The organism is Bergeyella porcorum, from assembly GCF_042427575.1.
Classification (GTDB): domain Bacteria; phylum Bacteroidota; class Bacteroidia; order Flavobacteriales; family Weeksellaceae; genus Bergeyella; species Bergeyella porcorum.
In genome coordinates this window covers 256,570-282,887 of the sequence record NZ_JBHMFD010000007.1, presented here as the reverse complement: position 1 = coordinate 282,887, position 26,318 = coordinate 256,570, and the positions used below count along the sequence as shown (strand labels likewise).

The following is a 26,318-nucleotide window of genomic DNA, read 5'->3' as shown; positions in this document are numbered from 1 at the left end:
TGTTTTACCTTTACAATTGTTTATTTTTAGGTTACATCAGTGTATTTGCCATTTACATTTCTAAAAAACGGACTTACATCTTGAAAAAACGGGAAATATTTAGCTTTTTTATTGTTGCATTGCTATAAAACGGTGTTACATCAGCTTATTTTACCTTTACAATTGTTTATTTTTAGGTTGCATTAGTGTATTTACCATTTACATTTCTAAAAAACGGACTTACATCTTGAAAAAACGGGAAACATTTGGTTTTTTTTATTGTTGCATTGCTATAAAACGGTGTTACATCAGCTTATTTTACCTTTACAATTGTTTATTTTTAGGTTGCATTAGTGTATTTACCATTTACATTTCTAAAAAACGGACTTACATCTTGGAAAAACGGAAAATATTTGGCTTTTTTATTGTTGTCATTTTTGTAAAATGATACTTTCCTTGTTTGTTTTGTATTATTTATAAGGTTTTTCCCCAAATAAAATTTATATCTTTGCTCATTCAAATTTTAATAAAAATAATATTATGTATCCAGCAGAATTAGTAATGCCAATGAAGGCAGAGCTTACCAATAATGGTTTTGAAGACCTTACCACAGCAGAGCAAGTAAATGAAGCGTTGAAACAATCTGGAACTACTTTGGTGATGGTGAATTCCGTATGCGGATGTGCTGCAGGAGCAGCAAGACCAGGAGTGGTAGATTCTCTTTCGGGGGCGAAAAAGCCAGACCATTTGGTAACAGTATTTGCAGGTTTTGATACCGAAGCAGTAGCAGAGGCAAGAAAGCATTTTGCTCCATTTCCTCCAAGTTCGCCGTGTGTAGCGTTGTTCAAAGATGGGGAGTTGGTTCATATGCTTGAAAGACACCACATCGAAGGAAATCCAGCGATGGCTATTGCTGCAAATCTACAAGCAGCATATGATGAATATTGCTAAGAAGTGTTTTCATTATTTAATATTTTGAATTTGTGAGCGAAAGGCTGTCCGAAACTTTTCGGACAGCCTTTTTTTGGGGGGCAAATTTCGTATATTTGAGTGTTCAAAAAAAACAACCGATGGCGAAGTTAACATTTAAAAATCAACTTGGCAATACTCCCGAACTTTTCTCTATCAATGTTTTGATAAAATATCTGATAATCATCCCATTAGACTTGTGAATACCGTGGAGGATTCTTTGGATATTTCTGAAATTATAAAGAAATATAAAGGTGGTGGAAACTCTCCTTACCACCCTCGAATGATGATTAAAGTGCTATTCTACAGCTATTTATTCAATGTTTCTTGTGCCGAAAAATAGCCAAAGCACTCAATGAAAATATTCATTTTATGTATATTTCAGGAAATTTCACCCCTGATTTTCGGACAATTAATGATTTTCGGGGAAAAATCTTCCCCAACGAGCCGAAAAACATCGAAAAACGGTCAAAATTCTGCCGAAAAACAAAATTTTAATGTTTTTAGCCTCCATAGAAAAATTTTCACCAAAATATTTTTAGAAAAATCAGCCTACCAAAATTTAGCGGCATAAAAAAAGTTGCCCTTTTCGGACAGCTTCTCATTTTTTTTCTTTACACATTACTCACCACCAGTATAATTTCTCCCCTTCAAAAAAGCAATCTCCTTTTGCAATTGCTCTATCAGTTGGTCTTTTGCTTTGATGAGTTGCTCTGTGATTTCCTTATTTTCTTGGTAAAAATGCTCTATCTTTTGTTGATAGACGCCATTAGCATTATAATTATTCTGCTGTAAACTCACCTTGTCCAACTCTAAAATTTCGTTAATAGGTGTTTCCAAAATGGCAGAAATTCTAAACAATCGTTCCACGGTGAGTTTGGTTTCGCCTGTTTCTATCTTGCGATAAGCCGCAGGGGTAAGTTCCAATTCATCCGCCATATTCTCATAGGTAAATCCTTTTTTATTTCTGTATTGAGCAATTTTCTCTATGATTTTTTCCATTTCCATTTCTTAATGTTTTTACCAAAAGTATAAATTTTTATACTAATAGTAAAATATTTTTAACAAAAAAATTAAAGTTAAAATATGTTAAAATAATAACTTTGTGAAAAATCATTTATCCTTATGAGAAAATTATATTTATTATTTTCCGCAGGTATCCTACTTTCTTCCTGTGGAAGCTGGGTAAGAATTGGAGATTTAACTGCTATCAGCAATAGAAATGTAGATGATAGTAAGAAATATGTCCTCGTTGCACGAGATGTAGAAGCACAAGCTAATGCTGGTTCTGATGCAATGGAGCAAGCGATAGACAATTTGACGCAAAAACACCAAGGAGAATTTGTGAGAAACGCAAAAGTTTATGTTCGTAATAATGGTAAAAAAGTAAGAGTAATAGGTGATGTTTGGGCGATACAAAACACCCTTGCAAGTGTAAAAACTTATGCGGAAGCCGAAATAAAATTAAATGTGGGCGATAGAGTTTCTTTCAAAAAGGATGGAAAGTTTCAGGAAGGGATTATTATAGGTATCAATAATTCTAAACTTTTGATAGAATACAAAAAAGGCAAAAAAATTGAATTGACTTTTGATGCTGTTACAAAAATTACCAAATAACTTTATAACTATGATAATTATGAAGAAAATCATTTTTTTATTTACTTTATCTTTATTTCTTTTAAGCTGTGATCGCTCCGAAACAGTAACCACTGAAACATCGACAACAAGCTCCTCTACTACACAGACAACCACCACGTCTGTAAAAATGAATGTAATAAATAGCAATAGCGTTCCACAGGCTGGTGTTGTGGTAATGATGTTCCGAGAAAAGGTAACTTCTCAACAAGCCCTCCCAGTGATTGTAAAAGAAGCCACTTCTGACGCCAATGGATTAGCTTATTTTGATTTATCAACAACCTTAAACGCTGATGAAGAGGTGTTCTATTTTGAAGCATTTAGAAAAAATGGGAATAACTACACTTGGGTTAGTACCATTCATCCTGTTCTTACGATAAAAAAGAACACACAGAGAACCACTTCTATTATTGTTAAAAATTAAATTGAACGAAGGCTGTCTTGAAAGAAAGATAGCCTTATTTTTTCTTTACACATTACTCACCACCAGCACGATTTCTCCCTTTAAAGTTTTACTTTTAGAAAACTCTATTAGTTCACTGATGGTTCCGCGTTTAGTTTCTTCAAATTTCTTAGAAATCTCCCTGCTCAAGCTCACTTTAGTATCCTCCCCAAAAAATTCTTTGATTTGCTCCAAAGTGGTGTTAATTTTATGAGGACTTTCATAGAGAATAATGGTTTTTTTCTCTTCAGCGAGTTGTTTCAACTTGGTTTGGCGTCCTTTTTTTTGAGGTAGAAATCCTGCAAAATAAAAATCGTGATTCGGCAATCCCGATACCACCAAGGCAGGGACAAATGCCGTAGCACCGGGCAAACAAATCATTTCCACCTCGTTATCCGCACAAGCTTTCGCTAATAGATAGCCAGGGTCTGAGATGCCTGGCGTTCCCGCATCGGTAATGATGGCGATGTTTTGCCCATTTTTCAAATCTTGGATAACCCGTTCCGTAGCCTGATGCTCATTATGCAAATGGTACGATTTCAAAGGTTTAGAAATTTCATAATGTTTCAGCAAAATCCCTGAGGTTCGGGTATCTTCACAAAGGATATAATCTACCTCTTTCAAAACTTTTATCGCTCTGAAAGTCATATCTTCCAAATTGCCAATCGGTGTTGGCACAAAATACAATATACCTGACATTTTCTTTTTAGGTCTAGCTGAAACTACAATTCCTCGAATACACTTTTACAAAAATCTTCCAAACTAGGATCTCTAGCTCCCATCAAAAGCAATACCGTGTTTTCGTCCAAATGTGTCCGAATATTTTCCACCAAATTGGTTCGGTTTTCTACAAAATATGCCTTTTTATTTTCTTTTCTGATGCCCTCTATCAAGTCGTTGGCAGAAATGTCTTTCTCCACTGTACCACCTGCGTAGAAGATTTCACTCATCCAGATTTCATCTTGAGGTCTTAATGCCTGAGAAATTTCCTCCACAAAATCTGCTCTTAGAAACTTGGTAGGTTTATATCCGTGAGGCTGAAACCACGCTACCACTTTCTTTGCCAAAGGCTGGCACGCTCTGATGCTCGCAGCACATTTGGCGGGATTATGAGCATAGTCATCAATCACCCAAACGCCATTTTTCTTTCCTAAAATCTGGTGTCTTCGGTAGATGCCTTCGTATTGTTTTAGACTTCTTGAAGCTGTTTCCAAATCTACTCCAATCTGATGAGCCACGGCAATAGCCGCCACAGCATTTTCCACAGAATGCTGCCCTACTCCATTCATCTTAAAGGATTTACCTAAAACATCAAACGATATTTCAAATCCGTTTTGAACAAAATTTGTGGCGTTGTATTTGGTATTGTTATTTTCAAATCCAAAGTCAGATTCCCAATTATTAGATAGCGTTTTTGCTAATTTATTAGACTGATTGACAACAAATAAACCTTTCGTATTAGATTTAAAAGTGGCAAACAAATCCATCAGCTCATCAATTTCCTGATGGTCTTTATCCACATTCAGCAACAGGCCAATTTCTGGATGATACTGCACTACAGAACCATCGCTTTCATCCGCTTCTATGATAAGCCACTCTCCGCGTCCCACGGCAGCATTGCCTATTTTTCCTTCTTTGATAATCCTCGTGAGCCCTGCTCCAGAAATAATGCTCGGCTCCAATCCTGCATCTTCTAAAATCTGAAACAACATTGCAGAAGTTGTTGATTTTCCAGAAGTTCCTGCCACAGCGATTGTTTTTTTGCTCTCCGCAATCATTGCGAGTAATGCACTTCTTTTGATGATGGGGATATTGAGTTCTTTAGCTTTTTGAACCTCAAATACAGTATCTTCTATTGCGGTAGAGACCACAATAAGGTCCGTTTCTACTGTAATGCCACTGCCATCTTGGGAAAAACATTGGATGCCCTCCGCTTCTAGTTGAGCTTTAGTTTTATTATATTCTCCTTCTCGGAAATACCGGTCGCTGCCCGACACATTTTTGCCTATCCCTTGCAGATATTGGGCAATTGCACTCATCCCCGCACCTGCAACGCCGATGAAAAAGGGATTTTTAAAGTCTGAAATTTTTTTTATCATTGATTATAGAGGTCAGTTTTCTCTCTCAAGAAGGTTACATAAATTTATTCTCCACCAAAATCCAAAGTCTTTGGGCGTATTCATCTACTTTTTCCCAATCTTTTTCATAGTACATATCACTGAGAAATTCTTTAGCTTCATCTAATGTCTCGAAGTGATTAAGCTGATTCACCACTTCATTCAGTTCCATTTGGCTACCTCCGAATAACATTTTGCTGAAGGCAATCCTATCATTCAAATCCAACTTGAATGGAGTTTTAGATGGCTTAATATCTTGAGAAACCTCCGTTACGCTTGGTGTAGCAGGCTGTGCAGCAAGCACTTCATCATCAAACAGCGTTTGCACGGTTTTCAAACCTTTGATATGAGGAAGTTTAATTTTCTTTTCGTGATGCTGTTCCTCTTGTGAAATAGGATGCTCCTCCTCTGCCTGAATACCTTCAGATACCGAAATATTCTCTTCAATAGTGATGCTTTGCTCTTCAACAATTTCTTCTTCTTTTGGAACTAATTCATCCAAAGACATAGAGCTTGTAATATCTTTATTTTCAAAAGATAAACTCAAATTTTCTTCTTCCGAAATTTGTAAATTTTCCCCTGAAAATAAAACCACATTCTCTTCTTCGGAAGCTTCTATTTTTTCTGAAATGCTAGATTCTAATCCACCCAAACACACGGACTCTTCTCCATTTTCATAAGCGTCATCTGATGGGTTTTCATCTATTGGTTTAAAATCGTCTTCCGAAGCAATACGCTCTTCTTGCTCTGGCTCCCAACTTACTTGAGTGGTAAGTACCTCCTGAACAAATTCCTCTTCAACAGTTTCGTTTTCAACATCTTCTTCAGCGGAAGTACTATCGTTCTCCACTTCTACAAACAAAGTTTCTGATTCATCAATTTCTAAAACCTCATTGGATTCCACTGATGGTTCATTAAGAACGGAAACAGCCTCAGTCTCATCATTTTTTGGTTGAGTAGCATCAATCCACGCTCTATTGTTTTCCAAAAATTCTATATGAGACACCTTTTCCATCAGCAGGTGCAGTGTTTGTTTTTGAGCAATCAACACTTCTTTTGTTTCTATTTTTGCTAAATTTTCCAGTATGCTTTTGCATTCAGAAAAGAGATTAGCTTGAATTTCTTCCACTTTATTCATCCTAAAAACTATTAAATTTTTCCTTAATTTTGAGGTTTCAAAATCACGGCTAAATTAACAAATGTTTTTAGAAAATACAATTAATCACTCTAAACAGAGCGGATGGATGGAAGTCATCTGTGGCTCAATGTTTTCTGGAAAGACAGAAGAACTGATTCGCAGGCTAAGACGCGCAGAAATGGCGGGACAGAATGTGGAAATCTTCAAACCGAAAATTGATACGCGGTATGATGAGGAAGATGTGGTCTCTCACAATCAAAATAAAATACGAAGCACTCCCGTGGAAAGTTCCAATGAGATTTTACTCTTAGGCTCTACTTGCGATGTTATTGGGATAGATGAAGCTCAGTTTTTTGACGACGGCATTGTAGAAGTAGCTAATCAATTGGCAAACAATGGCGTAAGGGTAGTCATCGCAGGATTGGATATGGATTTCCGAGGACGACCTTTCGGGCCTATGCCCTATCTGATGGCTACAGCGGAGTATGTAACCAAAGTACACGCCATCTGCAAAAGAACGGGAAATCTTGCCAACTACTCTATGAGAACTTCCCAAGGCACAGAATTGGTAGAATTGGGAGAAACAGAAAGCTACGAAGCGGTAAGCCGAAGAGTTTTTGTAGATGAGTTTCTCAATACTAATAAATAGATTTTGCTTCACCAATGAATTACACCGCACAACAAATCGCTGAAATTACCCATTCTCAATTGATAGGAGATGGCACCCAACTCGTGAAAAATATCGCCTTCGATAGCCGAACGATATATTCCACGAAAGATACAGCGTTTATCGCCATTAAAACCCAGCAGAATAACGGCGAGAAATACATTGCTTCTGCGGTAGAAAAAGGAATATCTATCATTATTGCCGAAAAACAACTCTTTGAAAGCGACTCTATTGTATGGCTAATTACAGATAATACTATTGATTTTTTACAAAAATTGGCTCGCCACCACTTGCATCAGTTCAGTTTGCAGACCATAGGCATTGCGGGGAGCAACGGCAAAACCATTGTGAAAGAGTGGTTATACCAAAGTCTTTGCAATGATTTTAGCGTAGTGAAAAGTCCGAAAAGTTTTAATTCGCAAATAGGACTGCCACTCTCTCTTCTACAAATCAATGCTGAACATCAGATTGGTATTTTTGAAGCGGGGATTTCTCAGCCCAATGAAATGCACCGATTGGAACAGATTTTTAGCCCTAAAATTGGAATTTTAACCCATATCGGCTCTGCCCATCTTGCTAACTTTGAGAGCGAAGCACAATTGATTGATGAAAAACTTCAGCTTTTTTCCAAATCGGAAATTTTATTTTTCAATGGGGATAACGATTTGGTTTATCGTAAAATAAATGAAATTTATTCTACTAAAACTTTAATCTCATACGGCTTTGAACCCCACAATGATATTAAAATTACCAGCGATTGGAACGATAGGCAAGAGGACATCTCGGTGCAGTATTTTGATGAGGTCATTACATTTCCCGCCCAGCAAAGAGACGCTGCAACTCTATCTAATGCACTGGCAATCATTGCTATACTCAAACATTTCGGTTTTGAAAATGAAATCATTATTGAAAAACTGAACCAACTGAAAAGCGTGGAAATGCGGTTGGAAAGTGCCATTGGCGTAAGAAACAACCTTATTATCAATGATTCTTTCAATTTAGATTTAGATTCGCTAAAGATTGCGTTTCAATTCATTAAAGAATACAACAAACCTGAAAAAGTTCTGGTACTTACCGATTTTGTAGAAGGGAAAGACTTGGACACGCTCTACGATACGGTGGCACAACTTACTAATGAGCAAAATTTTGATAAAATCTTTCTTGTTGGACAAGAGATTACCAAACGGAGAAACCTATTTCATAGTGAAACTTTTACTTTCAGTACTACCAATGAACTTACTGATAGTCTGCACCTTAATAAAATAGAAAATTCACTCATTTTATTAAAAGGAGCAAGGAAATTTGAGATAGAGAAACTGAAAAGTCTGCTAGAACTTCAAAAACACGATACGGTGCTGGAAGTAAACCTCAATGCCGTTTTGCACAACATCAATGTGCATAAATCTTTCCTAAAGCCAGAAACCAAAATGATGGCAATGGTAAAGGCGTATTCATACGGCTTAGGTGGTTACGAAATCGCAGAGTTCTTACAACACCACCATATTGATTATCTGGGTGTTGCAGTAGCAGATGAAGGAGCAGACTTGAGAAAGAATGGCATCACCACGCCCATCATTGTGATGAATCCAGAGCAGCATAGTTATAATGCTGTAATTGAATACAATCTGGAACCAAACATCTACAGTTTCAGAGTTTTAGATTCATTTCACAAACAACTAAAACAAGCCAATTTTGTAGGCAATTTTCCTATTCACATCAAGATAGAAACAGGAATGCACCGTTTGGGTTTCAAAGAATTTGAAATCGATGAGCTGCTTCAAAAATTAAAAACGATGAATGTGAAAGTAGCGAGTATTTTCAGCCATCTTTCTAGTGCCGATGTTCCTGAGGAAAGAGATTATACACTTAATCAAATTGCTCATTTTCAAAAAGTTTCAGACCGATTGATGTCTGGATTAGGCTATACACCAATACGCCATATTCTCAATTCATCAGGAATTTTAAATTATCCTGAACATCAGTTTGATATGGTAAGAATTGGCATCGGAATGGTAGGGATTTCTTATAATGAGAAAATCAAACCTTTACTGCAATCGGCAGTTACTTTTAAATCGGTAATTTCCCAGATTTCCGATATTCAGAAAGGTGAGTCCATAGGCTATAGCCGAAAGTACATTGCAGAGGAGAATACGCGGGTGGCCACCATTCCTGTGGGCTATGCAGATGGTGTTCCTAGATTGCTGAGCAACAAAAATGGTTTTGTAGGCATCAAAGGGAAGAAAATGCCTATTGTGGGTAATGTCTGTATGGATATGATGATGGTAGAACTGAAAGATTTGAATGCTAAGGAGGGCGATGAGGTGGTTATTTTCAATGGAGAACCTTCTTTGGAAGAATTCGCTGTATATTGCAATACCATTCCTTATGAAGTTTTAACTTCGATTTCAAGACGCGTAAAACGGGTTTATATTAAGAATTAGTATGAAAAAATATTTTGCTTTTTTAGGATTTCTTATCCTTTTTTTGCCCTTTCAGTCTCAGGTAAAGGAAGGCTTTAGCGTTCCCCCTAAGCCGAAGATAGGATTGTCTTTAGCGGGTGGTGGTGCCAAGGGATTTGCCCATATAGGTGTACTCAAGGTGCTGGATTCTCTCGGTGTGAAGGTGGATTATATTGCGGGGACCAGTATGGGAGCCATCGTTGGTGGGCTTTACGCTTCTGGATATACTGCCAATGAGATTGAAAAAATAGTTTTAAACACAGATTTCTATTCCATTATTGCCAATGAAAAAACAAGGCAAGAGACCTCATTTTTCAGTAAAAACAATGACAAATACCTTCTTACGGTTCCGATAAAAGATGGTAAAATCAATGTGCTGCCCAAGGCTATTTCTACAGGGCAAAAAAACATTTATATGCTGAAAGAGTTATTCAAAAATGTATCCAATATAGATGATTTTTCCAAGTTGCCCATTCCCTTTATGTGCGTGGCGACCAATCTGGAAAGTGGAAAGATGGAAATCTTTGAGAAAGGCGATCTGGTGAGTGCCATTATGGCGAGCTCTGCTTTTCCTTCACTGATGGACCCCGTGAAGATAGGCGACAGCCTTTATATAGATGGAGCAATGACGGTAAACTATCCTTCCAAACCACTAAAAGAGAAAGGGATAGGCATTGTCATCGGGGTAGATTTGAATCAAGGTTTGGAGAAAAGAGAAAACCTCACCTCTCTTATTGCTATTCTCAACCAAGTCATTGATTTTAATATCCAGAAAGAAACCCATAGACAATATGAGTTTACAGACATCAATGTAAAGCCCAACCTTAAAGGTCTATCAGCTACTAGCTATGGCGATAAGGAAAAAATCCTAAAATCTGGCTACGAGGAAGCACAGAAATATGTAGAAGTCTTCAGCCAGCTTCCCCAACGCGAGCATCAAGCATTGCGAGCGCCTATCAACTCGGTTTTTTCTAATGTTTATAAAATAGACCGCTTTGAGGTAGAAAACAATTTTATTTTTGGAAAAAATTATATTCAGGGAAAAATGAATCTGGAACTTCCTTCCCTTCAGACCTATGGTTCCATCAATAAAATGATTGACAAGCTCTATGCTACTAATAACTTCACGCTCATCAATTATGATATCGTTCGGCAAGAGGAAGGCAATCTCCTCAAGCTCAATGTGACTGAAGATGAATCTCGATTTTTTCTAAAATTTGGATTGCATTATGATGAAATTTTCAAAACAGGTCTTTTGCTCAATGCTACAATAAAACGCTTATTCTTCCGTAACTCCATTATTTCTTTAGACCTAATCGTGGGAGATAAGCCTAGATATTATTTTAATTATTTTATAGATAATGGCTATATCCCAGGGTTTGGTGTTTATGCTTCGAGAATGTCTTTTGATTTGCTCAATAGAAGTGGCGAGATTAAAGAAAACTGGATTTGGCTAAGAAATGAAGCCTTTATACAATCTACTTGGCGAGACCGCTACGCCATAGGAGCGGGAATTAGCCACGATTATTTCAAAAGCAAAAGCCAAACGATAGACATTCCTAGCAGTAAAAATTTTATCAACCCTTATGCCTTTATCAAAAGTGATACACAAGATGATAAAAATTTCCCTACGAGAGGTGTTTTTCTCTATGCAGAAGGCAAACTGCTGGATTTACTTTCTAATAGCGATACGCAAAATACTGTACAAGTAAAGATAGAAACAGGGATTAATATGCCTATTTCCAATAGAATCACCAATAGACTGAGGGTTTCTGGTGGTGTTACTTTCGGGGAAGAGGTGAGTCCTTTTTACCTATATCATCTTGGTGGGATTTTTGAACAAAATTTACCCAATTTCACTCGATTTGCAGGTTATCATCTGGGGCAAGAGCGAGGGCGAAACATTGCAGAAGTTAGCAATCTGTTTCAGATTAGATTTATGAAAAACCTTTATGCGATTCCTTCTGTGCATTTTGCTACCATTTTTGAAAATCTAAACAATGAGGAGTTTGTAAAATACCGCTATTCCTCAGCTGGGCTTACGCTGGGCTACAAGTCGCCATTTGGGCAGGTAAAAATCAATTATAGCAAATCATTCAATAAAAATCCGGGAATTTTCAGTGTTATTTTAGGACATTGGTTTTAGTTTTTTTTGACTCTCAAAAGCAAAAAATCCTTTTAGATTCAATTTAAATTACAAAATACTGCACCTAAATCACAGAATACTGCGAGAAATTTTTTGTAGTATTACGAAAATATATTATTTTTGCTCTCAAAATAATTGAACAATGTTGACAGTATTAGCACTTTGGCCTTTTTACCAATTTCTATGGTTCGTATTCTTCTTAGTAATGTTCCTTGTAGGATTTTGGTGTATTTTTATGTTCTTTGGTGTAGTAATCCCTATGTGGCTTACGCAAGGGCTTGCTGAATATTACGGAAAAACCAAACCTTTTAATCCAGAAGATGTTCGTAGAAAAACACTTCCGGAGCAAGGTGTAGAGGTTATCTATAACAACCCTAAAGGCAACGGACCTTTCGTTCATCACGGTCATCACTAATTGTGGTGTCATTGCTTTCCCTCACGAATCCTTGGGAAAAGCAATCACAAAGCAAAACTATATATATCCCAACCACTCTATTTTTAGGGTGGTTTTTTGGGTAATTCCCTTTTCATCTTCTGATAAGTTTTCCCTATCTTTGCACCCTCAAAATTACGACAATGTCTAAATCTTTAATTCCTAAATTAGAAGCCATTAAGCAACGCTACAACGAAGTAGCAGACCTCATCATACAGCCCGATGTTATCTCTGACCAAAAAAAATACGGTCAGCTCAACAAAGAGTACAGCGACCTCGGAAAAATCGTAAAAGTGTATGATGAATACAAATCCGCTTTGGATACCATTACCGAATCCGACGAAATCATTGCCGATGGCTCGGATAAAGACTTGGTAGATTTGGCTAAAATGGAAAAACAGGAAGCTATTGATAAAATCCCTGCTCTGGAAGAGGATTTGAAAGTACTTTTGATTCCGAAAGACCCTGCAGATGACAAAAATGTCATTGTAGAACTCCGTGCAGGAACTGGTGGAGACGAAGCAGCCATCTTTGTGGAAGACATCTATAGAATGTACACAATGTACTTTAAAACCAAAGGCTGGCGACACGAGGTCACCGATTCCAACGAAGCATCAAAAGGCTATAAGGAACTCATTATGAAAGTAGAAGGCGATGGTGTGTATGGCATTATGAAATTTGAATCTGGCGTGCATCGTGTACAGCGTGTCCCTGAAACCGAATCTCAGGGGCGTGTTCATACCTCTGCCATTACCGTTGCCGTATTGCCAGAGGCAGAAGAGGTAGATGTGGAAATCAATCCTGCGGATATCGAAATGCAAACTTCTCGTTCAGGAGGTGCTGGAGGACAGAATGTAAACAAAGTAGAAACCAAAGTTCAGCTCACGCATAAACCTTCGGGAATTGTGGTAGTTTGCCAGCAAGCACGTTCTCAATTGGCAAACAGAGAACTAGCAATGGAAATGCTTCGTGCAAAGCTTTACGATATCAAGCTTCAGGAAGTGGTAGGCGATATTGCTGCTCAAAGAAAAACGATGGTCTCTACAGGAGACCGTTCAGCCAAGATTAAAACCTATAATTACCCACAAGGACGCGTTACCGACCATAGAATCAATAAATCCATTTACAACCTTGATGCCTATATGAATGGTGACATCCAAGAGATGATAGATGCGGTAATAATGGCTGAAAATGCTGAAAAAATGAAGGGCGAAGAGGAAAATTATTAATATTTAAAAAAAAATCAATATACCAAGGCGAAGTTTTAAAATTTGTTAAAATTTCGCTTTTTTTATTTTTATGACACATTTTATACCATCAAAAAACACTAAAAGGTAACATTTCCCGTTTCGATATCTTATATACACTTACTTAACAATTTAAAACAATAAGATGATGAGAAAAAATTCATTTTCCATTCAAGTTTTCCTAAGAAAAACAGTATTAGGAATGGCGGCTCTACCTTTGATATTCCTTACCAGCTGTAGAGATGATGATAGTACAACAACTACTTCTGGCACAGACACTACTACAAGTGGCGTTTCCATTACCAGTACTTCTGCTGCAAGTTCTGCCACAGTAGGACTTACAGCAACGGGAGCAGATACTACGGATAACATTGCAAACAATAGTTTCACCAATACCATCACCATTGCCTTTTCAGGAACAACAGCTACTGTGAGTGGTACGGTTTCAGGAGTTTCCACTTCTGTGAGCAACGGAACGGTTAATATCACTTCTTCGGCTTCAGGTGTTAATTATGTGGTATCAGGAACAACTACAAATGGGGCATTAAACATCGCTAGTGACAATCAGTTTAAGCTTACCCTCAATGGTGCTAATATCACCAATGCTAATGGGCCTGCCATCAATATCGCTTCAGCAGTGAAAGCTTTTGTAGATGTACCGAGTGGAACTACCAATACCTTAACCGATACAGTAAGCTCAGCAGCGGCTTTGTACAGTGCAGGAAGTTTGTTATTTTCGGGTTCTGGAACGCTTTCTGTTGCAGGCAAAGTTGCAGATGCTATTCAAGCCGCTGCAAAAGTGCGTGTTACAGATACAACGCTTAACATTACCGCTGCGGTAAATGATGGTATCCAAGCAGGAACTCTTTTCGTGATGGATGGCGGAACTTTGAACATCACTACCACTCCTACCACTTCTTATTCTAAAGGTGTTTCGGTATTAACGGGTTACCTCATCGTAAACGATGGAACAATTAATATCACCACATCTGGAAGTGCAGGAATGTCAAACCAATATGTTTCAGATTCACAGTCTAACACAACGGCATACAGTACTATCATTAACGGTGGTACCATCAATATCACAGCGTCCTCTTCTTCTGCCGAAACAGAGGGGATTGAATCCAACCACGGAACAGTGAACATCAATGGAGGAACTTTAACTTTAAATGTAACCGATGATGCCATCAATGGAGAATCTTCTGTAAACATTAATGGTGGTAAAACCTATGCTTATGTCACAGGAAACGATGCCGTGGATTCTAATGGTACAATGTACATTACGGGCGGTATTTTGGTTGCTGTGAGCACCGCAGCATCTCCAGAAACCAGCTTAGATTCTGATAGAAATACCTTTAATATCTCTGGCGGTATCGTGGTAGGCATCACTCCTGGTGCTACGCCTACTTCTCCATCTGCATCCACACAACCTGTGGTTTTATTAGGAAGTGGAAGTGCTAATCAGATTATCAATCTACAGGATAGCAACAGTAAAGAAGTGATTACCTTCTTAGCTCCAGCAGCTTATTCTAATATTTTGATTTCTACACCAAATCTGAGCAAGAGTACCACTTACAGCGTTTACAAAGGCGGTAGCGTAAGCAATGGCGAAAGCTTCAATGGCTTGTACACTTCTGGAACTTATAATGGTGGAACTCTTTCCAAAACATTCACCACAGGAAGTTCTTCTTATACGCAATCTACCAACTAAAAGATTTGTTTTAAACATACAAAAACTGTTGATTGTAAAATCAGCAGTTTTTTTTATCATAAAACTTCCAATAAACTGAACGCCTTATTTTTATCATACGCTTTCTTGGTGATTAATTAAAAAAAATATCGTATCTTCATACCAAATTTAAATCTAATGAGAAAAACCACTAATTCTAAAAAAACAGAAGTGAACGACAAGACAATCCTAGAAAACAAAGCTCCAAAACCAGTAAGTAAAGGCGATGTGATTTCTGGCAAAAACGAAGAGGAAACAAAAGCCAATACCGTGAACCGAAAGATTCGTGCTAAAATAGGTTCTGAATCAGCATCGTTGGATAGAAGACTGAAAGAAGGTAAAAATCTAAAACAAGTTGCCAAAGATTATCTAGAAAACTTCCCTGAAGAAGAAAAAGAATTGATTTTGGAACTTCTAAAACAGGAAATTGCAGAGAAACCAGCAAAAGTGCATCCCGATGATGAGCTGGTAGAAAATTGGCAAGATGGCGGTTATCCTTACAAAAATCTAATGTCTCGTAAAAACTACGAGAAACAAAAATACGATTTGCAAGTAGAACTTCTTAAACTCCAGGCTTGGGTAAAGGAAACTGGAGCACGCCTAGTGATTCTCTTCGAAGGGAGAGATGCCGCAGGAAAAGGAGGTACCATCAAAAGGGTAATGGAGCACCTCAATCCTCGTGGTGCAAGAGTGGTTGCCCTAGAAAAACCAACTGAAGAAGAAAAAGGACAATGGTATTTCCAACGCTATGTGAAACATTTGCCTACGAAAGGCGAAATCGTGCTATTTGATAGATCTTGGTACAACCGTGCAGGCGTAGAACGCGTGATGAATTTCTGTACAGAAGATGAATATTTAGAATTTATGAGACAAGCTCCAGAGTTTGAAAGAAACCTCGTAAGAAGTGGCATTACCCTGATTAAATTTTGGTTTTCTGTAAGCCAAGAAGAACAAAAAAGACGCTTTAAAGACAGAGAAACTCACCCATTAAAACAATGGAAACTCTCCCCAGTAGATAAAGCCTCCCTAGATAAATGGGACGATTATACTAAGGCAAAAGAAAAAATGTTCTTCTATACAGACACTTCAGATGCTCCTTGGACGGTAGTAAAATCCAATTGCAAGAAAAGAGCCCGTCTCAATGCAATGCGATACATTCTACACAAAGTGCCTTACCACAATAAGGATACAGATAAAATCAACAAAATAGACCCACTCATTGTAGGCCGTTCCAATGTCATCTACGAACAAGGAGAAGGCTTTATGTTCGAAGGATAAAACACCTCAGCCGCTTCAAGATTTTTGGAGCGGTTGTTTTTTTATCTTATCCGTTGATGTTTTTCTCTAAAAATCGTAACTTTACCCTTGCTAAAAATATCCAAGGTTATGCGTATAGAAATCAAAAATAAAAAACCAAATTTTAATATTTCGTCCAGCGAGGTAACCCCCTATTTCTTTGAAAAAGATGGGATAAACCTAAAATCTTCATACACCAAAGAGGACATTAAAAACGAAGAGATTGCAAACAGCAGTGCTGGCATCGCTCCATACCTTAGAGGCCCTTATTCTACAATGTATGTGCAAAAACCTTGGACCATCCGTCAGTATGCAGGATTTTCTACTGCCGAGGAATCCAATGCCTTTTACAGAAGAAATCTCGCCGCTGGACAAAAGGGACTTTCCGTAGCGTTTGACTTAGCCACACACAGAGGCTATGATTCTGACCACCCTCGTGTAGTAGGCGATGTGGGGAAAGCGGGCGTTGCCATTGATTCCGTAGAGGATATGAAAATTTTGTTCGATCAAATTCCTCTCGATCAAATTTCCGTATCTATGACAATGAACGGTGCAGTACTTCCTATTTTAGCCTTCTACATCGTTGCAGCAGAAGAGCAAGGCGTTGCTCAAAACCAACTTTCAGGCACCATTCAGAATGATATCCTAAAGGAGTTTATGGTGAGAAACACCTACATCTATCCGCCTACGCCATCAATGAAAATCATTGCCGATATTTTTGAGTACACTTCGCAAAACATTCCAAAATTCAACTCCATTTCCATCTCAGGATATCATATGCAAGAGGCAGGTGCTACGCCAGTTTTAGAGATGGCCTATACCCTTGCCGATGGGCTAGAATATGTCCGCACGGGCATCAAGGCAGGAATGAACATTGATGATTTCGCTCCAAGACTTTCATTTTTCTGGGCAATCGGGATGAATCACTTTATGGAAATTGCCAAAATGAGAGCTGCACGGTATATTTGGGCCAATCTTTTAACACAATTCAATCCGAAAAACCCTAAATCATTAGCTCTTAGAACCCATTCTCAAACTTCAGGCTGGTCGCTCACCGAGCAAGAGCCATTCAATAACATCACTAGAACCGCTATAGAAGCGTTATCTTCAGCCTTAGGCGGAACGCAATCCCTCCATACCAATGCCTTAGATGAAGCCATTGCCCTCCCAACCGACTACTCTGCAAAAATTGCCAGAAATACCCAAATCATCCTACAACAAGAAAGCGGTATTTGCAATGTGGTAGATCCTATGGGCGGTAGCTATTTGATAGAATCTCTGACCCAACAAATGATTGACGAAGCGATGAAATACATCGATGAAGTGGAAAAAGAAGGCGGTATGACTAAAGCTATAGAAGCTGGAATCCCGAAAATGAGGATAGAAGAAGCTGCCGCGAAAAAACAAGCCAAAATAGACAGCGGCGAGGAGTTCATCATCGGAGTTAATTCCTTTAAATCCAGCTTAAAACAACCTGATTTTGAGATTTTAGATATAGATAATACGGAGGTTCGCAGAAAACAAATAGAACGCTTAGAAAAAATAAAATCTGAAAGAGATGCTACAAAAGTGGAAGACATTCTTTCCCAAATCCGAGAATGTGCCAAAACAGGTAAAGGTAACTTATTAGCACTCTGTATAGAGGCCGCCAGAAGGAGAGTTACTTTAGGAGAAATGAGCGATGCTATGGAAGAATCTTTCGGACGATACAAAGCCAATATACGAACCATACAAGGAGTTTACGCTATGAATGCCAGCAAAAATGAATACTTCGCAAAAGCCACGGCAATGGCTCAGCAGTTTGAGGAAAACGAAGGTCGCCGACCGAGAATTATGGTGGCCAAAATGGGACAAGACGGACACGACCGCGGTGCGAAAGTAGTGGCAACAGCCTATGCGGATATCGGCTTTGATGTAGATGTAGCTCCTCTCTTCCAAACCCCCGAGGAAGTTGCTAAGCAAGCGGTGGAAAACGATGTGCATATCCTTGGCGTTTCCTCGTTAGCGGCAGGACATAAAACTTTAGTTCCCCAAGTAGTAGAAGAACTGAAAAAATTGGGAGCAGATGATATTATGATTGTAGTAGGGGGTGTTATTCCTCAGCAGGATTATGATTTTCTCTATGCCAACGGAGCAGATTTTATCTTCGGACCTGGCACCAATATCCCAAAATCCGTATGCGAAGTTTTGGAAGAGCTTTTGAGGAGAGGTTAGACATTAGAAGTTAGAAGTTAGAGGAAAAATATAGATGTTTCATTAAGAAAACGGATAATGAAATTTTCCACAGAGGAATTGATTAACGGTATTAGGACGGGCAACAAACGCTTGCTCGCCAAGGCGATTACTTTGGTTGAAAGTAAAAAACCAGAGCATAGAATACAAGCAGAGGAACTCCTCAAGTCCGTAATGCCTTACACAGGCAGCTCTGTGCGTGTGGGTGTAACGGGTGTGCCTGGTGCTGGGAAATCCACCTTCATAGAAAGTTTTGGAAAACTTGCCATCTCACAAGGTAAAAAAGTTGCGGTTTTAGCTATTGACCCCAGCTCATCTCTTAGCAAAGGCTCTATTCTAGGAGACAAAACCCGAATGGAAGAATTGGCAAAAGAGGACAATGCCTTCATCCGCCCTTCCCCTAGTTCTGGCTTTTTAGGCGGCGTTGCCAATACTACTTTTGAGACAATGCTCATTTGTGAAGCCGCAGGCTATGATTATATCTTGATAGAAACGGTAGGCGTAGGGCAAAGCGAAACCCTAGTAGCAGATATCTCCGATGTATTTCTCTTCCTAAAAATCATTGGTGGAGGAGATGAGCTACAAGGCATTAAAAGAGGTATTATGGAAATGGTAGATGCGGTTTTCATCAATAAAGTAAATGACGAAAACCTGCACAAAGCCAAAGCCACACGGCAAGAGCTACTGCGTGCTTTACACTTTATGCCAGAGAAAGAAAAACATTGGAAAATCCCCATTCTCCTAGGTTCTGCGTTAGAATATCGGGGATTGGAAGAAGTGTATCAGGCGATAGAGGATTTTATATCTCTCAAAAAGAGTAATCAAACCTTTGAAAAGACAAGACAACTACAGGCTCAGAAACGCTTTGACTATTGGGTACAAGAATACATTTTGCAGCAAACCAAAGCCGATACTACCACAGAGCAATCCTACGAAGTTCATAGAAAAAACGCTTCCGAACTGAAATCTAACCCAAGTACGGAAGCCAAGAAATTTGTGGAACAACTTTTAGGAAAAACGGTTATTTAGCCGTTTCATTTTTCGTGATATACCCGCTATAAGAGATAGGTTGGCGGTCATTAGCATCTATAGAAAGGTAAGCTTTTCCATTAGGAAACACCTCCAAAACCATCTTTTGTACTTCACCCACATCTTTTGGGGTAATCTTAAAAACTTTTGCCTTCTTTCGGTTGGCTGTTTCCTCTACACCGAAATTTTTAGAGGTAAAACGGAAACTATTTTTATCCCGATTCATTGTTGCATTAAACATCCTTCCAAAGTAGGGCAACTCTACCGCCAGCTCATCACCTTTCATCACCACAGTATATCCATAGTCTAGCTCTGCCATTCTAGCGGCGTTGTAATTGGGCAACGCATTGGCAATATTGATGACATCTGGATTATAAATGTGCACTCGCTCTGCTACAAAGGTAAACGATTGCTCTGCCAGCAATTGAGTTCCAACTTCTTTAGACCAATCATTACGCGAGGCACAAGACTGCATCAGCAGCAAAAATACTCCTATAAAAGAGGATAATAGCCGTTTCATATTTTCAGTGTTTTCTTAATCCTTACAAAATTAATGCAAAATGCCATTCATCACATCATAAAATATCCATTTGGAATAAAAATTGATTATAAGAGAGCAATTAAATATTTTTGCATTATGAAAATCAAAAATTTATTAGGCATCAGTGTGCTTGCTGTGGCAACAACAGCTTGTGTTACCAATCCCATTACGGGTAGAAAATCTATACAGGTAATGGGTAATCAGCAAATTGCTACAATGGCTACAGAACAGTATAATCAAACTTTGACGAAAGCTAAAGTTATCAAAGGAACCAAAGAGGCTACTCAAGTAAGAAATGTAGGCGTAAGGTTGCAGAATGCGGCTCACAATTATTATAAAAGCATTGGAAGACAGAATGATTTGAGTTCTTTCCAATGGGAATTTAACCTCCTTGAGGACAAAGCTGTCAATGCGTGGTGTATGCCAGGCGGAAAAGTGGCAGTATATACGGGAATTTTACCTGTAACTAAAGATGACAATGGTATGGCGGTGGTTCTAGGACACGAAATTTCTCACGCCTTAGCAGGACACGGCAATGAGAGAATTTCCCAAGCTTCCATTGCTCAATATGGTGGTGCTATTTTGGGCGGTGCTATTTCCAGCTCACAGTGGTCTCAGATTTTTGCCCAAGCGTATCCTATAGGTGCCCAAGCGGTTCTTTTGAAATACGGTAGAAAACAAGAATTGGAAGCGGATGAAATGGGACTTTATATTATGGCAATGGCGGGCTATGACCCAAGAGGGGCTGTGCCTTTCTGGGAAAGAATGGCTTCTATATCTGGACAAAACCGACAGCCAGATTTTCTGTCTACACACCCTAACCCAGAAAATAGAAGAGCAGACTTACAGAGAAATATGCCGCGTGCATTAGAATATTATAAAGCGGCTGGCGGAAAACTTTAATTCAAAGAAAGTAAAAAAATATAGCCTTTCCAATTTTTATGATTAAATTTGGAAAGGTTTTTATATAATAATTTAAGTATGAAAAATTTATCTTTAGTAGGTGTTATCCTTTTAGGTTTAGCCTTTTTGCTTTATTATATGATTCCAGAGTTTTCATTCATCAGGTTGTTTGAGCCCATTAGCTTAATGGGTATTCTTGCTGGGATAGGCATCGGATTGATTATTGGTGGTATTGTGGGTTATGTAAGCAAAGGAACAGCCATCAAAGAAGCACAAAAAAGGCAAGCCTACCTTCAATTGCAAAAGGAAAAAACAGAACTGGAAAAACAAGCTGCCGAATTGGCAAAGCAAAATAGTAGCGATAATACGCCTTCTGCTTTTTAAGCTATTTCCTTACTGAAAATAAAAACTCCCCGAATGCTATATACGCTATCTGGGGAGTTTTTATGTTTTGAATTATGCATTTTTAAGCTTCGCAATCACATCCAATCCGCCTTGGGTTTTATCGCCTATTTTGCAAAGAATTTCGGTGTCCAATGGTAGGAATACATCCATTCTAGAGCCAAATTTTATGAAACCATATTCGTGTCCAGCTTTTGCGGTATCGTTTTCATTGCAATAGAAAACAATACGCCTTGCCACATACCCTGCAATCTGTCTGAATACCACTTTATGATGGGTGAATGTTTCTACAGCAACGGTAGTTCTTTCGTTTTCGGTAGAAGATTTTTCGTGCCAAGCAACAAGGTATTTACCTGGGTGGTATTTTTTATAAACCACTTTTCCCGAAACAGGATAACGGCAAATATGCACATTGAGAGGCGACATAAAAATAGAAACCTGAATGGCTTTTCCGTTCAAAAACTCGTTTTCTTCTACTTCTTTTATCATCACCACCTTACCATCTACGGGAGCAATGACATTTTCCTTGTGGTCTAAAATGGTTCTATTAGGCACTCGGAAAAACCAGAATACTAAGCCATAGATGACTAATAATGGAATGATAATGAGTAGCGACCATTCCTCGAGAAAGCGAATGGCTAAAAACGAAATGAGAGCAAAAGCAATACTCGCAACAATAATAGTTCCTTTGGATTCCTTGTGAAGTTTCATATCAATTAAAATAGTTTGTCTAATAAAAAGTATAAATAGATTACGGGAGCACAGATGATAAAGCTGTCTAGGCGGTCTAATATCCCTCCGTGCCCAGGGATAATATTGCCACTATCTTTCACACCGAAGCTTCTTTTCAGTTGGCTCTCTACCAAATCTCCCAATGGAGCAAATACTGACACTAAAAAACCTACCAACATCCAATTGCCTCTAAGCTCAGGATAATATTGTTCTATGAAAAAACCTAAAATTAAAGTTAGTACAACCCCACCCGCGAAGCCTTCCCAAGTTTTTTTAGGAGAAATTTTTGGTGCCATTTTATGCTTTCCAAATAGCCTTCCCGTGAAATAAGCAAAGGAATCACTGCTCCATATCAAGATAAATAGCATCAAAACTTCTAATGAAAAATCACCAGAGTAGTCATAACTAGGTAATCCTAATGAAAAACCAAAGGTAAGGGCAACATAAATCACCGTGAAAATCAACTTACCACTATCGAAATACAATTCATCTTTGAACCTGAAAAGCGTGATGGAAGCAATAAGAATCAAAGAAAGAGCTAAAATTTCGGAAAGGTTAAAATTGAAATAAAAGCTGTGTTCAAAATACCGTTTGGCAAAAATATAAAAAACATAAAATGATAAAGGAGCCACCACGAAGCGTTCCCAGCCTTTCCCAAACTTCATAATACGCATACACTCCCAAGTGCCCACCACCATAAAGAATGTAATCATCCCAAAATAAAGATAATATTGCTTGATGCCAGGAATGATTTTACCCAAATATTCTGCTCCTAAAGGCGTGGTGCAAAGAATGATGACAAGTCCGTAGAAAAATCCCGAAATGAGGCGTTGTAGTAAATTTTTATCCAAAACTTTTCGTATTAAGATAGCATTAGTCCTCCAGCAATAGCAAGAAGAGTTTGGTATTAACTTTATTCGGTGTGTCTAGTTTAGATTGGCTCCCACTGATGGAAGTCAGATTTTTGAGTGAGCCTCTTCTTTTTACCTTCATCATTGCATCGCCAAGGTTGGTAACAATCTGCGATACATTCGCCATAATGATAATTTTCTCTGGCAATCTTGAAGAATGGTAATGTAAAATATTATTATGAGAAAGCATAATTCTGCCATCGTAGGCAATGAGGTATTCACAGGTGATAAATGCAGCGTCATTAAAGAGTTCTAACTCTTTGGAATAAGGCACTTTCACCACATCTAAAAAGTTCTTCAGGTCTTCATCGCAACAAAACACAGATTGAATGCCTTCAATTTTAATAATTTGATTTAGCGTTTGCAAAGCTTCCGCTTCATCTTGACAATAATTGAAGTATCCACCAGAAAGGGTAAACAATTGGGCAAACTTATAGTCCAAATCTGCGTTCTTCAGCTGATCGCTAAGTTTTACCAAATCCTTTTCTTCTTCCTCTTCTGGCTGATTAAGTATTTTCTTTATTATGTTTTTAAAAAGACTCAAAGTATAATAATAATGGACAAAAATAATAAATATTTATATACTACAAGCTATCTTAAAACAAAAAACGAAAGAAAAGTCATTTTATTTCATCTACATTTCATTGGTTTTAGAATTGCAATTACCAAGATTTGTCTCTAAAATTCTCAATAAAAAATCCTGCGAAGTGCTTTGCAGGATTTTAAATGTTTTAATTGCTAGCCCAATTGAGCCTATCAGCTTGGTTGTATTGCCAAGGGGCAGCATTGTTTTCAATATTGGTATTCATCAAGTTCCATTCTTGTGGTGCAGAGCTTTCTTCCATAATGAGGTATCTTCTCATTTCTAGGATGATGGATAGAGGGTCTATCAGTACAGGGCAGGCTTCTACACAAGCATTACAAGAGGTACAAGCTCTAAGCTCTTCGCGAGAGATATAATCGTCTAAGAGTTTTTTACCATCTTCTACAAATTTTCCATTTTTATTGATATTTCTACCCACTTCTTCCAATCGGTCTCTCGTATCCATCATTATTTTTCTTGGAGAGAGTTTTTTTCCTGTGAGATTGGCAGGGCAATTGGCGGTACATCTTCCACATTCGGTGCAGGTGTAGGCGTTGAGCAATTGCACTTGGTTCAGGTCAAAAATATCGCTGGCACCAAATTTCTCTGGAACGGCATTGGAGTCTGCAGCTGCATAAGGGTCTGCATTGGGATCCATCATCAGCTTGATTTCTTTGGTTACAGATTCTAAGTTATTAAATTTTCCTTTCGCTTCTAGATTGGCAAACCAAGTATTAGGAAATGCAAAGATGATGTGAAGATGCTTTGAGTAGTAGAGGTAGTTCATAAAAAATAAAATCCCTACAAAATGAAACCACCACGCTACCCTTTCTACAAAGATAAGGAAGCCATCTCCGAAGCTAAACCAATCCATTAATGGAGCGAAAAGGGCTGCACTCACAGGGAAATAGCCGTGCTGGGCATAGATGCCCGCTTGCTGCAAAAGGAGGTCTGAGGAATTCATCTTGAAGAAAGCCATCATCAATGCAAACTCTATCACCAAAATCCAATTGGCATCATTTTTTGGCCATCCGAATAGCTCTTTCATATTCAAGCGTTTTACGCCATAAAAATTCCTTCGGATAAAGAAAGCTACTACAGCTATCAATACCAAAAGTGCCATCACCTCTAGCGTAGCGGTAAAGCCTTTGTATAATGTTTCTCCCAATACCGATGCTAGAAAGCGGTGGGTGCCAAAGAGTCCATCAATGATGATTTCGATTAGTTCTATATTAATGATAATAAAACCAACATACACTAATATATGCAGAAAGCCCGCCACAGGTCTTGCTCCCATTTTGCTTTGTCCTAAGGCTACATTTGCCATTGTTGCCCAGCGTTCTGCCTTTCTATCGGAGCGATTGATTTGTTTTCCTAACGTTATATTTCGGTAAATTTCTTTTAATCCCTTTACAAATAACCCGATGCCTGCCACCAGCAAGGCAGCGAATAGGATGTTGTCAATATACTGCATAATGTTATTGTTTTTTTTTATGGTTTTATTACTTTCCGCTTTTTCCAAACACGGAGATGTTGAGATACCTTTTAGGATTTTCTTTTAAATCTTCTACCAATTTATTAAGGTTGGAGGATGCGTTATTCAGATTTCGGTAAAGCTCTTCATCTTTTGCCAATTTTCCTAATGAGCCATTACCATTTTGGATACCTGTAATCACTTGGTTCAGCTGGTCAGAAGTTTGGCTCAGCTTATCAATAGTAGCATTAAGTTTTTGTACATTCACTTCCTCTGCTACTCTACCATACTTGTCTATCGCTGTTTTAGCACTCAGAGTTGCGAGATTAGCATTGTCCAATACCTTTTGAAGGCGCGGGTCGCTATTGGCGAGCAATAGGTTGGTCTGGCGAGATGTTGCTTCAAAAGAAGCTACCGTTCTATTGAGGCTGCTTAGGAGGGCTTTTATTTCCGCTTGATTCTGAGCATCGGTAAGGGCGTTAGCATTGAGCATTAATGAATCAGCGTGTTTTAATACACTCTGCAATTGGTCTTTTACAGGCCCTATCTGAGAGGAAATATTACTCATCATAGATAGTTTGAACTCACCAGATAAAGTATCGCCACTTTTAGCGGTTTCGCCACCGTATTGAAGATTAATTCGGGCTTCTTTTCCAGACATTAGCCCTGGCTCAAAGATTTCGATGGTAGATTTTTTAGAGAATTCAAAATCATCACTTACCAAAAGTTTAATAACGAAATGTATTTTTCCATCATTTCCTTTAATAGGAACTATCTGGTCTACTTGCCCTACCTTTAGTCCATTGATGGACACAGGACTAGAGGCGGCGAGACCTTCTACATTATCAAATTCTGCATAGAAAACATTATCTGTGGTGAAGATGTTTTTCCCTTTCATAAATTGGAACAAAATTACGAAACCTACAATGGCGAGTACAGCAATGGCTCCTGCCTTTATTTCTTTAGATAATTTCACTTTGATTTTAGTTTAGTATATAATATTATTTTAATCGACAAATATAAGAATTTTGTGTAAAATCAGAGATTGTGCCAAAAATGAAGATTTCAGAAGAAATACAAGAAGAAATGATATAAAAAAAGACTTACATCACTGTAAGTCTTTTGCTCCTCCTGCTGGGCTCGAACCAGCGACCCTCTGATTAACAGTCAGATGCTCTAACCAACTGAGCTAAGGAGGAATGTCCTTTTGTTTTACGAGTGCAAATATAGGACGAATATTTTTACTGTGCAAAT

24 protein-coding genes, 1 tRNA gene and 1 pseudogene are annotated in these 26,318 nt (G+C 38.3%); 15 read left to right on the top strand and 11 right to left on the bottom strand.

Translation table 11 applies throughout. From position 1 onward, the window contains the following. Positions 1-519: 519 nt before the first annotated feature. Positions 520-930, top strand: coding sequence for a BrxA/BrxB family bacilliredoxin (locus ACFFUE_RS04625; protein WP_327983591.1), 411 nt, complete (start codon positions 520-522; stop codon positions 928-930). A 119-nt stretch (positions 931-1,049) separates the two neighbouring features. After that, a pseudogene (locus tag ACFFUE_RS04620) lies at positions 1,050-1,407 on the top strand (transposase); the annotation flags it as partial. Positions 1,408-1,569: 162 nt separating this feature from the next. Here ACFFUE_RS04620 and ACFFUE_RS04615 read toward each other — a convergent pair. Then, complete coding sequence (locus ACFFUE_RS04615) at positions 1,570-1,950, bottom strand: helix-turn-helix transcriptional regulator (protein ID WP_376833027.1); 381 nt, start codon at positions 1,948-1,950, stop codon at positions 1,570-1,572. Positions 1,951-2,073: 123 nt separating this feature from the next. Between ACFFUE_RS04615 and ACFFUE_RS04610 the strand changes: the two genes are divergently transcribed. Beyond that, complete coding sequence (locus ACFFUE_RS04610) at positions 2,074-2,565, top strand: hypothetical protein (RefSeq protein WP_376833025.1); 492 nt, start codon at positions 2,074-2,076, stop codon at positions 2,563-2,565. A gap of 148 nt (positions 2,566-2,713) precedes the next feature. After that, on the top strand, positions 2,714-3,007 hold the full coding sequence (locus ACFFUE_RS04605; protein WP_376833024.1) for a hypothetical protein: 294 nt from the start codon (positions 2,714-2,716) through the stop codon (positions 3,005-3,007). A gap of 45 nt (positions 3,008-3,052) precedes the next feature. Here the strand turns inward: ACFFUE_RS04605 and rsmI are convergent, their stop codons facing one another. The 3 genes from rsmI to ACFFUE_RS04590 are packed head-to-tail and all read right to left on the bottom strand — an operon-like array spanning position 3,053 to position 6,280. Then, entirely contained in the window at positions 3,053-3,724 is a 672-nt protein-coding gene (gene rsmI / locus ACFFUE_RS04600; protein WP_376833023.1) for a 16S rRNA (cytidine(1402)-2'-O)-methyltransferase, read from the bottom strand. A gap of 23 nt (positions 3,725-3,747) precedes the next feature. After that, complete coding sequence (locus ACFFUE_RS04595) at positions 3,748-5,124, bottom strand: UDP-N-acetylmuramate--L-alanine ligase (protein ID WP_376833022.1); 1,377 nt, start codon at positions 5,122-5,124, stop codon at positions 3,748-3,750. Positions 5,125-5,158: 34 nt separating this feature from the next. Continuing rightward, entirely contained in the window at positions 5,159-6,280 is a 1,122-nt protein-coding gene (locus tag ACFFUE_RS04590) for a DUF8457 domain-containing protein (RefSeq protein WP_376833021.1), read from the bottom strand. Positions 6,281-6,341: 61 nt separating this feature from the next. Between ACFFUE_RS04590 and ACFFUE_RS04585 the strand changes: the two genes are divergently transcribed. From ACFFUE_RS04585 to meaB, 9 genes are all read left to right on the top strand, one after another. Then, positions 6,342-6,929 carry a thymidine kinase gene (locus ACFFUE_RS04585; protein WP_376833020.1) on the top strand — a complete coding sequence of 196 codons (588 nt, stop codon included), beginning with the start codon at positions 6,342-6,344 and terminating at the stop codon, positions 6,927-6,929. 14 nt (positions 6,930-6,943) lie between these two features. After that, positions 6,944-9,388, top strand: a complete 2,445-nt coding sequence (locus ACFFUE_RS04580; RefSeq protein WP_376833019.1) for a bifunctional UDP-N-acetylmuramoyl-tripeptide:D-alanyl-D-alanine ligase/alanine racemase — start codon at positions 6,944-6,946, stop codon at positions 9,386-9,388. Position 9,389: 1 nt separating this feature from the next. After that, complete coding sequence (locus ACFFUE_RS04575; RefSeq protein ID WP_376833018.1) at positions 9,390-11,552, top strand: patatin-like phospholipase family protein; 2,163 nt, start codon at positions 9,390-9,392, stop codon at positions 11,550-11,552. A gap of 142 nt (positions 11,553-11,694) precedes the next feature. Continuing rightward, a complete protein-coding gene (locus ACFFUE_RS04570; RefSeq protein ID WP_376833017.1) occupies positions 11,695-11,967 on the top strand; it encodes a hypothetical protein in 273 nt (90 codons plus the stop codon). A gap of 161 nt (positions 11,968-12,128) precedes the next feature. Next, on the top strand, positions 12,129-13,214 hold the full coding sequence (gene prfA / locus ACFFUE_RS04565) for a peptide chain release factor 1 (RefSeq protein ID WP_327983728.1): 1,086 nt from the start codon (positions 12,129-12,131) through the stop codon (positions 13,212-13,214). A gap of 163 nt (positions 13,215-13,377) precedes the next feature. Next, positions 13,378-14,943: a carbohydrate-binding domain-containing protein gene (locus ACFFUE_RS04560; RefSeq protein ID WP_376833016.1), complete on the top strand. Its 1,566-nt coding sequence runs from the start codon at positions 13,378-13,380 to the stop codon at positions 14,941-14,943. A 156-nt stretch (positions 14,944-15,099) separates the two neighbouring features. Next, positions 15,100-16,239: a polyphosphate kinase 2 gene (gene ppk2, locus ACFFUE_RS04555; protein WP_376833015.1), complete on the top strand. Its 1,140-nt coding sequence runs from the start codon at positions 15,100-15,102 to the stop codon at positions 16,237-16,239. Positions 16,240-16,347: 108 nt separating this feature from the next. Next, positions 16,348-18,471, top strand: coding sequence for a methylmalonyl-CoA mutase (gene scpA / locus ACFFUE_RS04550; protein WP_376833014.1), 2,124 nt, complete (start codon positions 16,348-16,350; stop codon positions 18,469-18,471). Positions 18,472-18,528: 57 nt separating this feature from the next. Then, complete coding sequence (gene meaB, locus ACFFUE_RS04545) at positions 18,529-19,518, top strand: methylmalonyl Co-A mutase-associated GTPase MeaB (RefSeq protein WP_376833013.1); 990 nt, start codon at positions 18,529-18,531, stop codon at positions 19,516-19,518. On the opposite strand, the gene ACFFUE_RS04540 is transcribed toward meaB, so the two are convergent. Next, entirely contained in the window at positions 19,511-20,038 is a 528-nt protein-coding gene (locus tag ACFFUE_RS04540) for a DUF4251 domain-containing protein (RefSeq protein ID WP_327983725.1), read from the bottom strand. The genes meaB and ACFFUE_RS04540 overlap by 8 nt on opposite strands. Before the next feature lie 117 nt (positions 20,039-20,155). Between ACFFUE_RS04540 and ACFFUE_RS04535 the strand changes: the two genes are divergently transcribed. Both ACFFUE_RS04535 and ACFFUE_RS04530 read left to right on the top strand, forming a co-directional pair. Beyond that, positions 20,156-20,962 carry a M48 family metallopeptidase gene (locus ACFFUE_RS04535; RefSeq protein ID WP_376833012.1) on the top strand — a complete coding sequence of 269 codons (807 nt, stop codon included), beginning with the start codon at positions 20,156-20,158 and terminating at the stop codon, positions 20,960-20,962. 78 nt (positions 20,963-21,040) lie between these two features. Next, positions 21,041-21,346 (top strand): hypothetical protein, encoded by a 306-nt coding sequence (locus tag ACFFUE_RS04530; RefSeq protein ID WP_376833011.1) that lies wholly within the window; start codon positions 21,041-21,043, stop codon positions 21,344-21,346. A gap of 72 nt (positions 21,347-21,418) precedes the next feature. Here ACFFUE_RS04530 and ACFFUE_RS04525 read toward each other — a convergent pair whose 3' ends face one another. From ACFFUE_RS04525 to ACFFUE_RS04500, 6 genes are all read right to left on the bottom strand, one after another. Then, positions 21,419-22,075, bottom strand: a complete 657-nt coding sequence (locus tag ACFFUE_RS04525) for a phosphatidylserine decarboxylase family protein (protein WP_376833010.1) — start codon at positions 22,073-22,075, stop codon at positions 21,419-21,421. A gap of 5 nt (positions 22,076-22,080) precedes the next feature. Next, on the bottom strand, positions 22,081-22,947 hold the full coding sequence (locus ACFFUE_RS04520; protein WP_376833009.1) for a phosphatidate cytidylyltransferase: 867 nt from the start codon (positions 22,945-22,947) through the stop codon (positions 22,081-22,083). 22 nt (positions 22,948-22,969) lie between these two features. After that, positions 22,970-23,551: an LUD domain-containing protein gene (locus ACFFUE_RS04515; protein ID WP_327983723.1), complete on the bottom strand. Its 582-nt coding sequence runs from the start codon at positions 23,549-23,551 to the stop codon at positions 22,970-22,972. A 187-nt stretch (positions 23,552-23,738) separates the two neighbouring features. Then, positions 23,739-25,064 (bottom strand): 4Fe-4S dicluster domain-containing protein, encoded by a 1,326-nt coding sequence (locus ACFFUE_RS04510; RefSeq protein WP_376833007.1) that lies wholly within the window; start codon positions 25,062-25,064, stop codon positions 23,739-23,741. Positions 25,065-25,092: 28 nt separating this feature from the next. Then, positions 25,093-26,040, bottom strand: a complete 948-nt coding sequence (locus ACFFUE_RS04505) for an MlaD family protein (protein WP_376833006.1) — start codon at positions 26,038-26,040, stop codon at positions 25,093-25,095. A gap of 149 nt (positions 26,041-26,189) precedes the next feature. Further along, positions 26,190-26,263 (bottom strand) — tRNA-Asn (locus ACFFUE_RS04500). Between the last annotated feature and the right edge of the window lie 55 nt (positions 26,264-26,318).

What these genes read in the sequence shown, in the direction of transcription:
- ppk2 (WP_376833015.1), top strand. Translation starts at nt 15,100, where the DNA reads ATGAGAAAAACCACTAATTCTAAAAAAACAGAAGTGAACGACAAGACA.
- ACFFUE_RS04535 (WP_376833012.1), top strand. Translation starts at nt 20,156, where the DNA reads ATGAAAATCAAAAATTTATTAGGCATCAGTGTGCTTGCTGTGGCAACA.
- ACFFUE_RS04575 (WP_376833018.1), top strand. Translation starts at nt 9,390, where the DNA reads ATGAAAAAATATTTTGCTTTTTTAGGATTTCTTATCCTTTTTTTGCCC.
- ACFFUE_RS04510 (WP_376833007.1), bottom strand. Translation starts at nt 25,064, where the DNA reads ATGCAGTATATTGACAACATCCTATTCGCTGCCTTGCTGGTGGCAGGC.
- ACFFUE_RS04595 (WP_376833022.1), bottom strand. Translation starts at nt 5,124, where the DNA reads ATGATAAAAAAAATTTCAGACTTTAAAAATCCCTTTTTCATCGGCGTT.
- meaB (WP_376833013.1), top strand. Translation starts at nt 18,529, where the DNA reads ATGAAATTTTCCACAGAGGAATTGATTAACGGTATTAGGACGGGCAAC.
- ACFFUE_RS04590 (WP_376833021.1), bottom strand. Translation starts at nt 6,280, where the DNA reads ATGAATAAAGTGGAAGAAATTCAAGCTAATCTCTTTTCTGAATGCAAA.
- ACFFUE_RS04615 (WP_376833027.1), bottom strand. Translation starts at nt 1,950, where the DNA reads ATGGAAAAAATCATAGAGAAAATTGCTCAATACAGAAATAAAAAAGGA.
- ACFFUE_RS04605 (WP_376833024.1), top strand. Translation starts at nt 2,714, where the DNA reads ATGAATGTAATAAATAGCAATAGCGTTCCACAGGCTGGTGTTGTGGTA.
- ACFFUE_RS04560 (WP_376833016.1), top strand. Translation starts at nt 13,378, where the DNA reads ATGATGAGAAAAAATTCATTTTCCATTCAAGTTTTCCTAAGAAAAACA.
- prfA (WP_327983728.1), top strand. Translation starts at nt 12,129, where the DNA reads ATGTCTAAATCTTTAATTCCTAAATTAGAAGCCATTAAGCAACGCTAC.
- ACFFUE_RS04570 (WP_376833017.1), top strand. Translation starts at nt 11,695, where the DNA reads ATGTTGACAGTATTAGCACTTTGGCCTTTTTACCAATTTCTATGGTTC.
- ACFFUE_RS04580 (WP_376833019.1), top strand. Translation starts at nt 6,944, where the DNA reads ATGAATTACACCGCACAACAAATCGCTGAAATTACCCATTCTCAATTG.
- ACFFUE_RS04530 (WP_376833011.1), top strand. Translation starts at nt 21,041, where the DNA reads ATGAAAAATTTATCTTTAGTAGGTGTTATCCTTTTAGGTTTAGCCTTT.
- ACFFUE_RS04625 (WP_327983591.1), top strand. Translation starts at nt 520, where the DNA reads ATGTATCCAGCAGAATTAGTAATGCCAATGAAGGCAGAGCTTACCAAT.
- scpA (WP_376833014.1), top strand. Translation starts at nt 16,348, where the DNA reads ATGCGTATAGAAATCAAAAATAAAAAACCAAATTTTAATATTTCGTCC.
- ACFFUE_RS04610 (WP_376833025.1), top strand. Translation starts at nt 2,074, where the DNA reads ATGAGAAAATTATATTTATTATTTTCCGCAGGTATCCTACTTTCTTCC.
- ACFFUE_RS04585 (WP_376833020.1), top strand. Translation starts at nt 6,342, where the DNA reads ATGTTTTTAGAAAATACAATTAATCACTCTAAACAGAGCGGATGGATG.
- ACFFUE_RS04540 (WP_327983725.1), bottom strand. Translation starts at nt 20,038, where the DNA reads ATGAAACGGCTATTATCCTCTTTTATAGGAGTATTTTTGCTGCTGATG.
- ACFFUE_RS04525 (WP_376833010.1), bottom strand. Translation starts at nt 22,075, where the DNA reads ATGAAACTTCACAAGGAATCCAAAGGAACTATTATTGTTGCGAGTATT.
- rsmI (WP_376833023.1), bottom strand. Translation starts at nt 3,724, where the DNA reads ATGTCAGGTATATTGTATTTTGTGCCAACACCGATTGGCAATTTGGAA.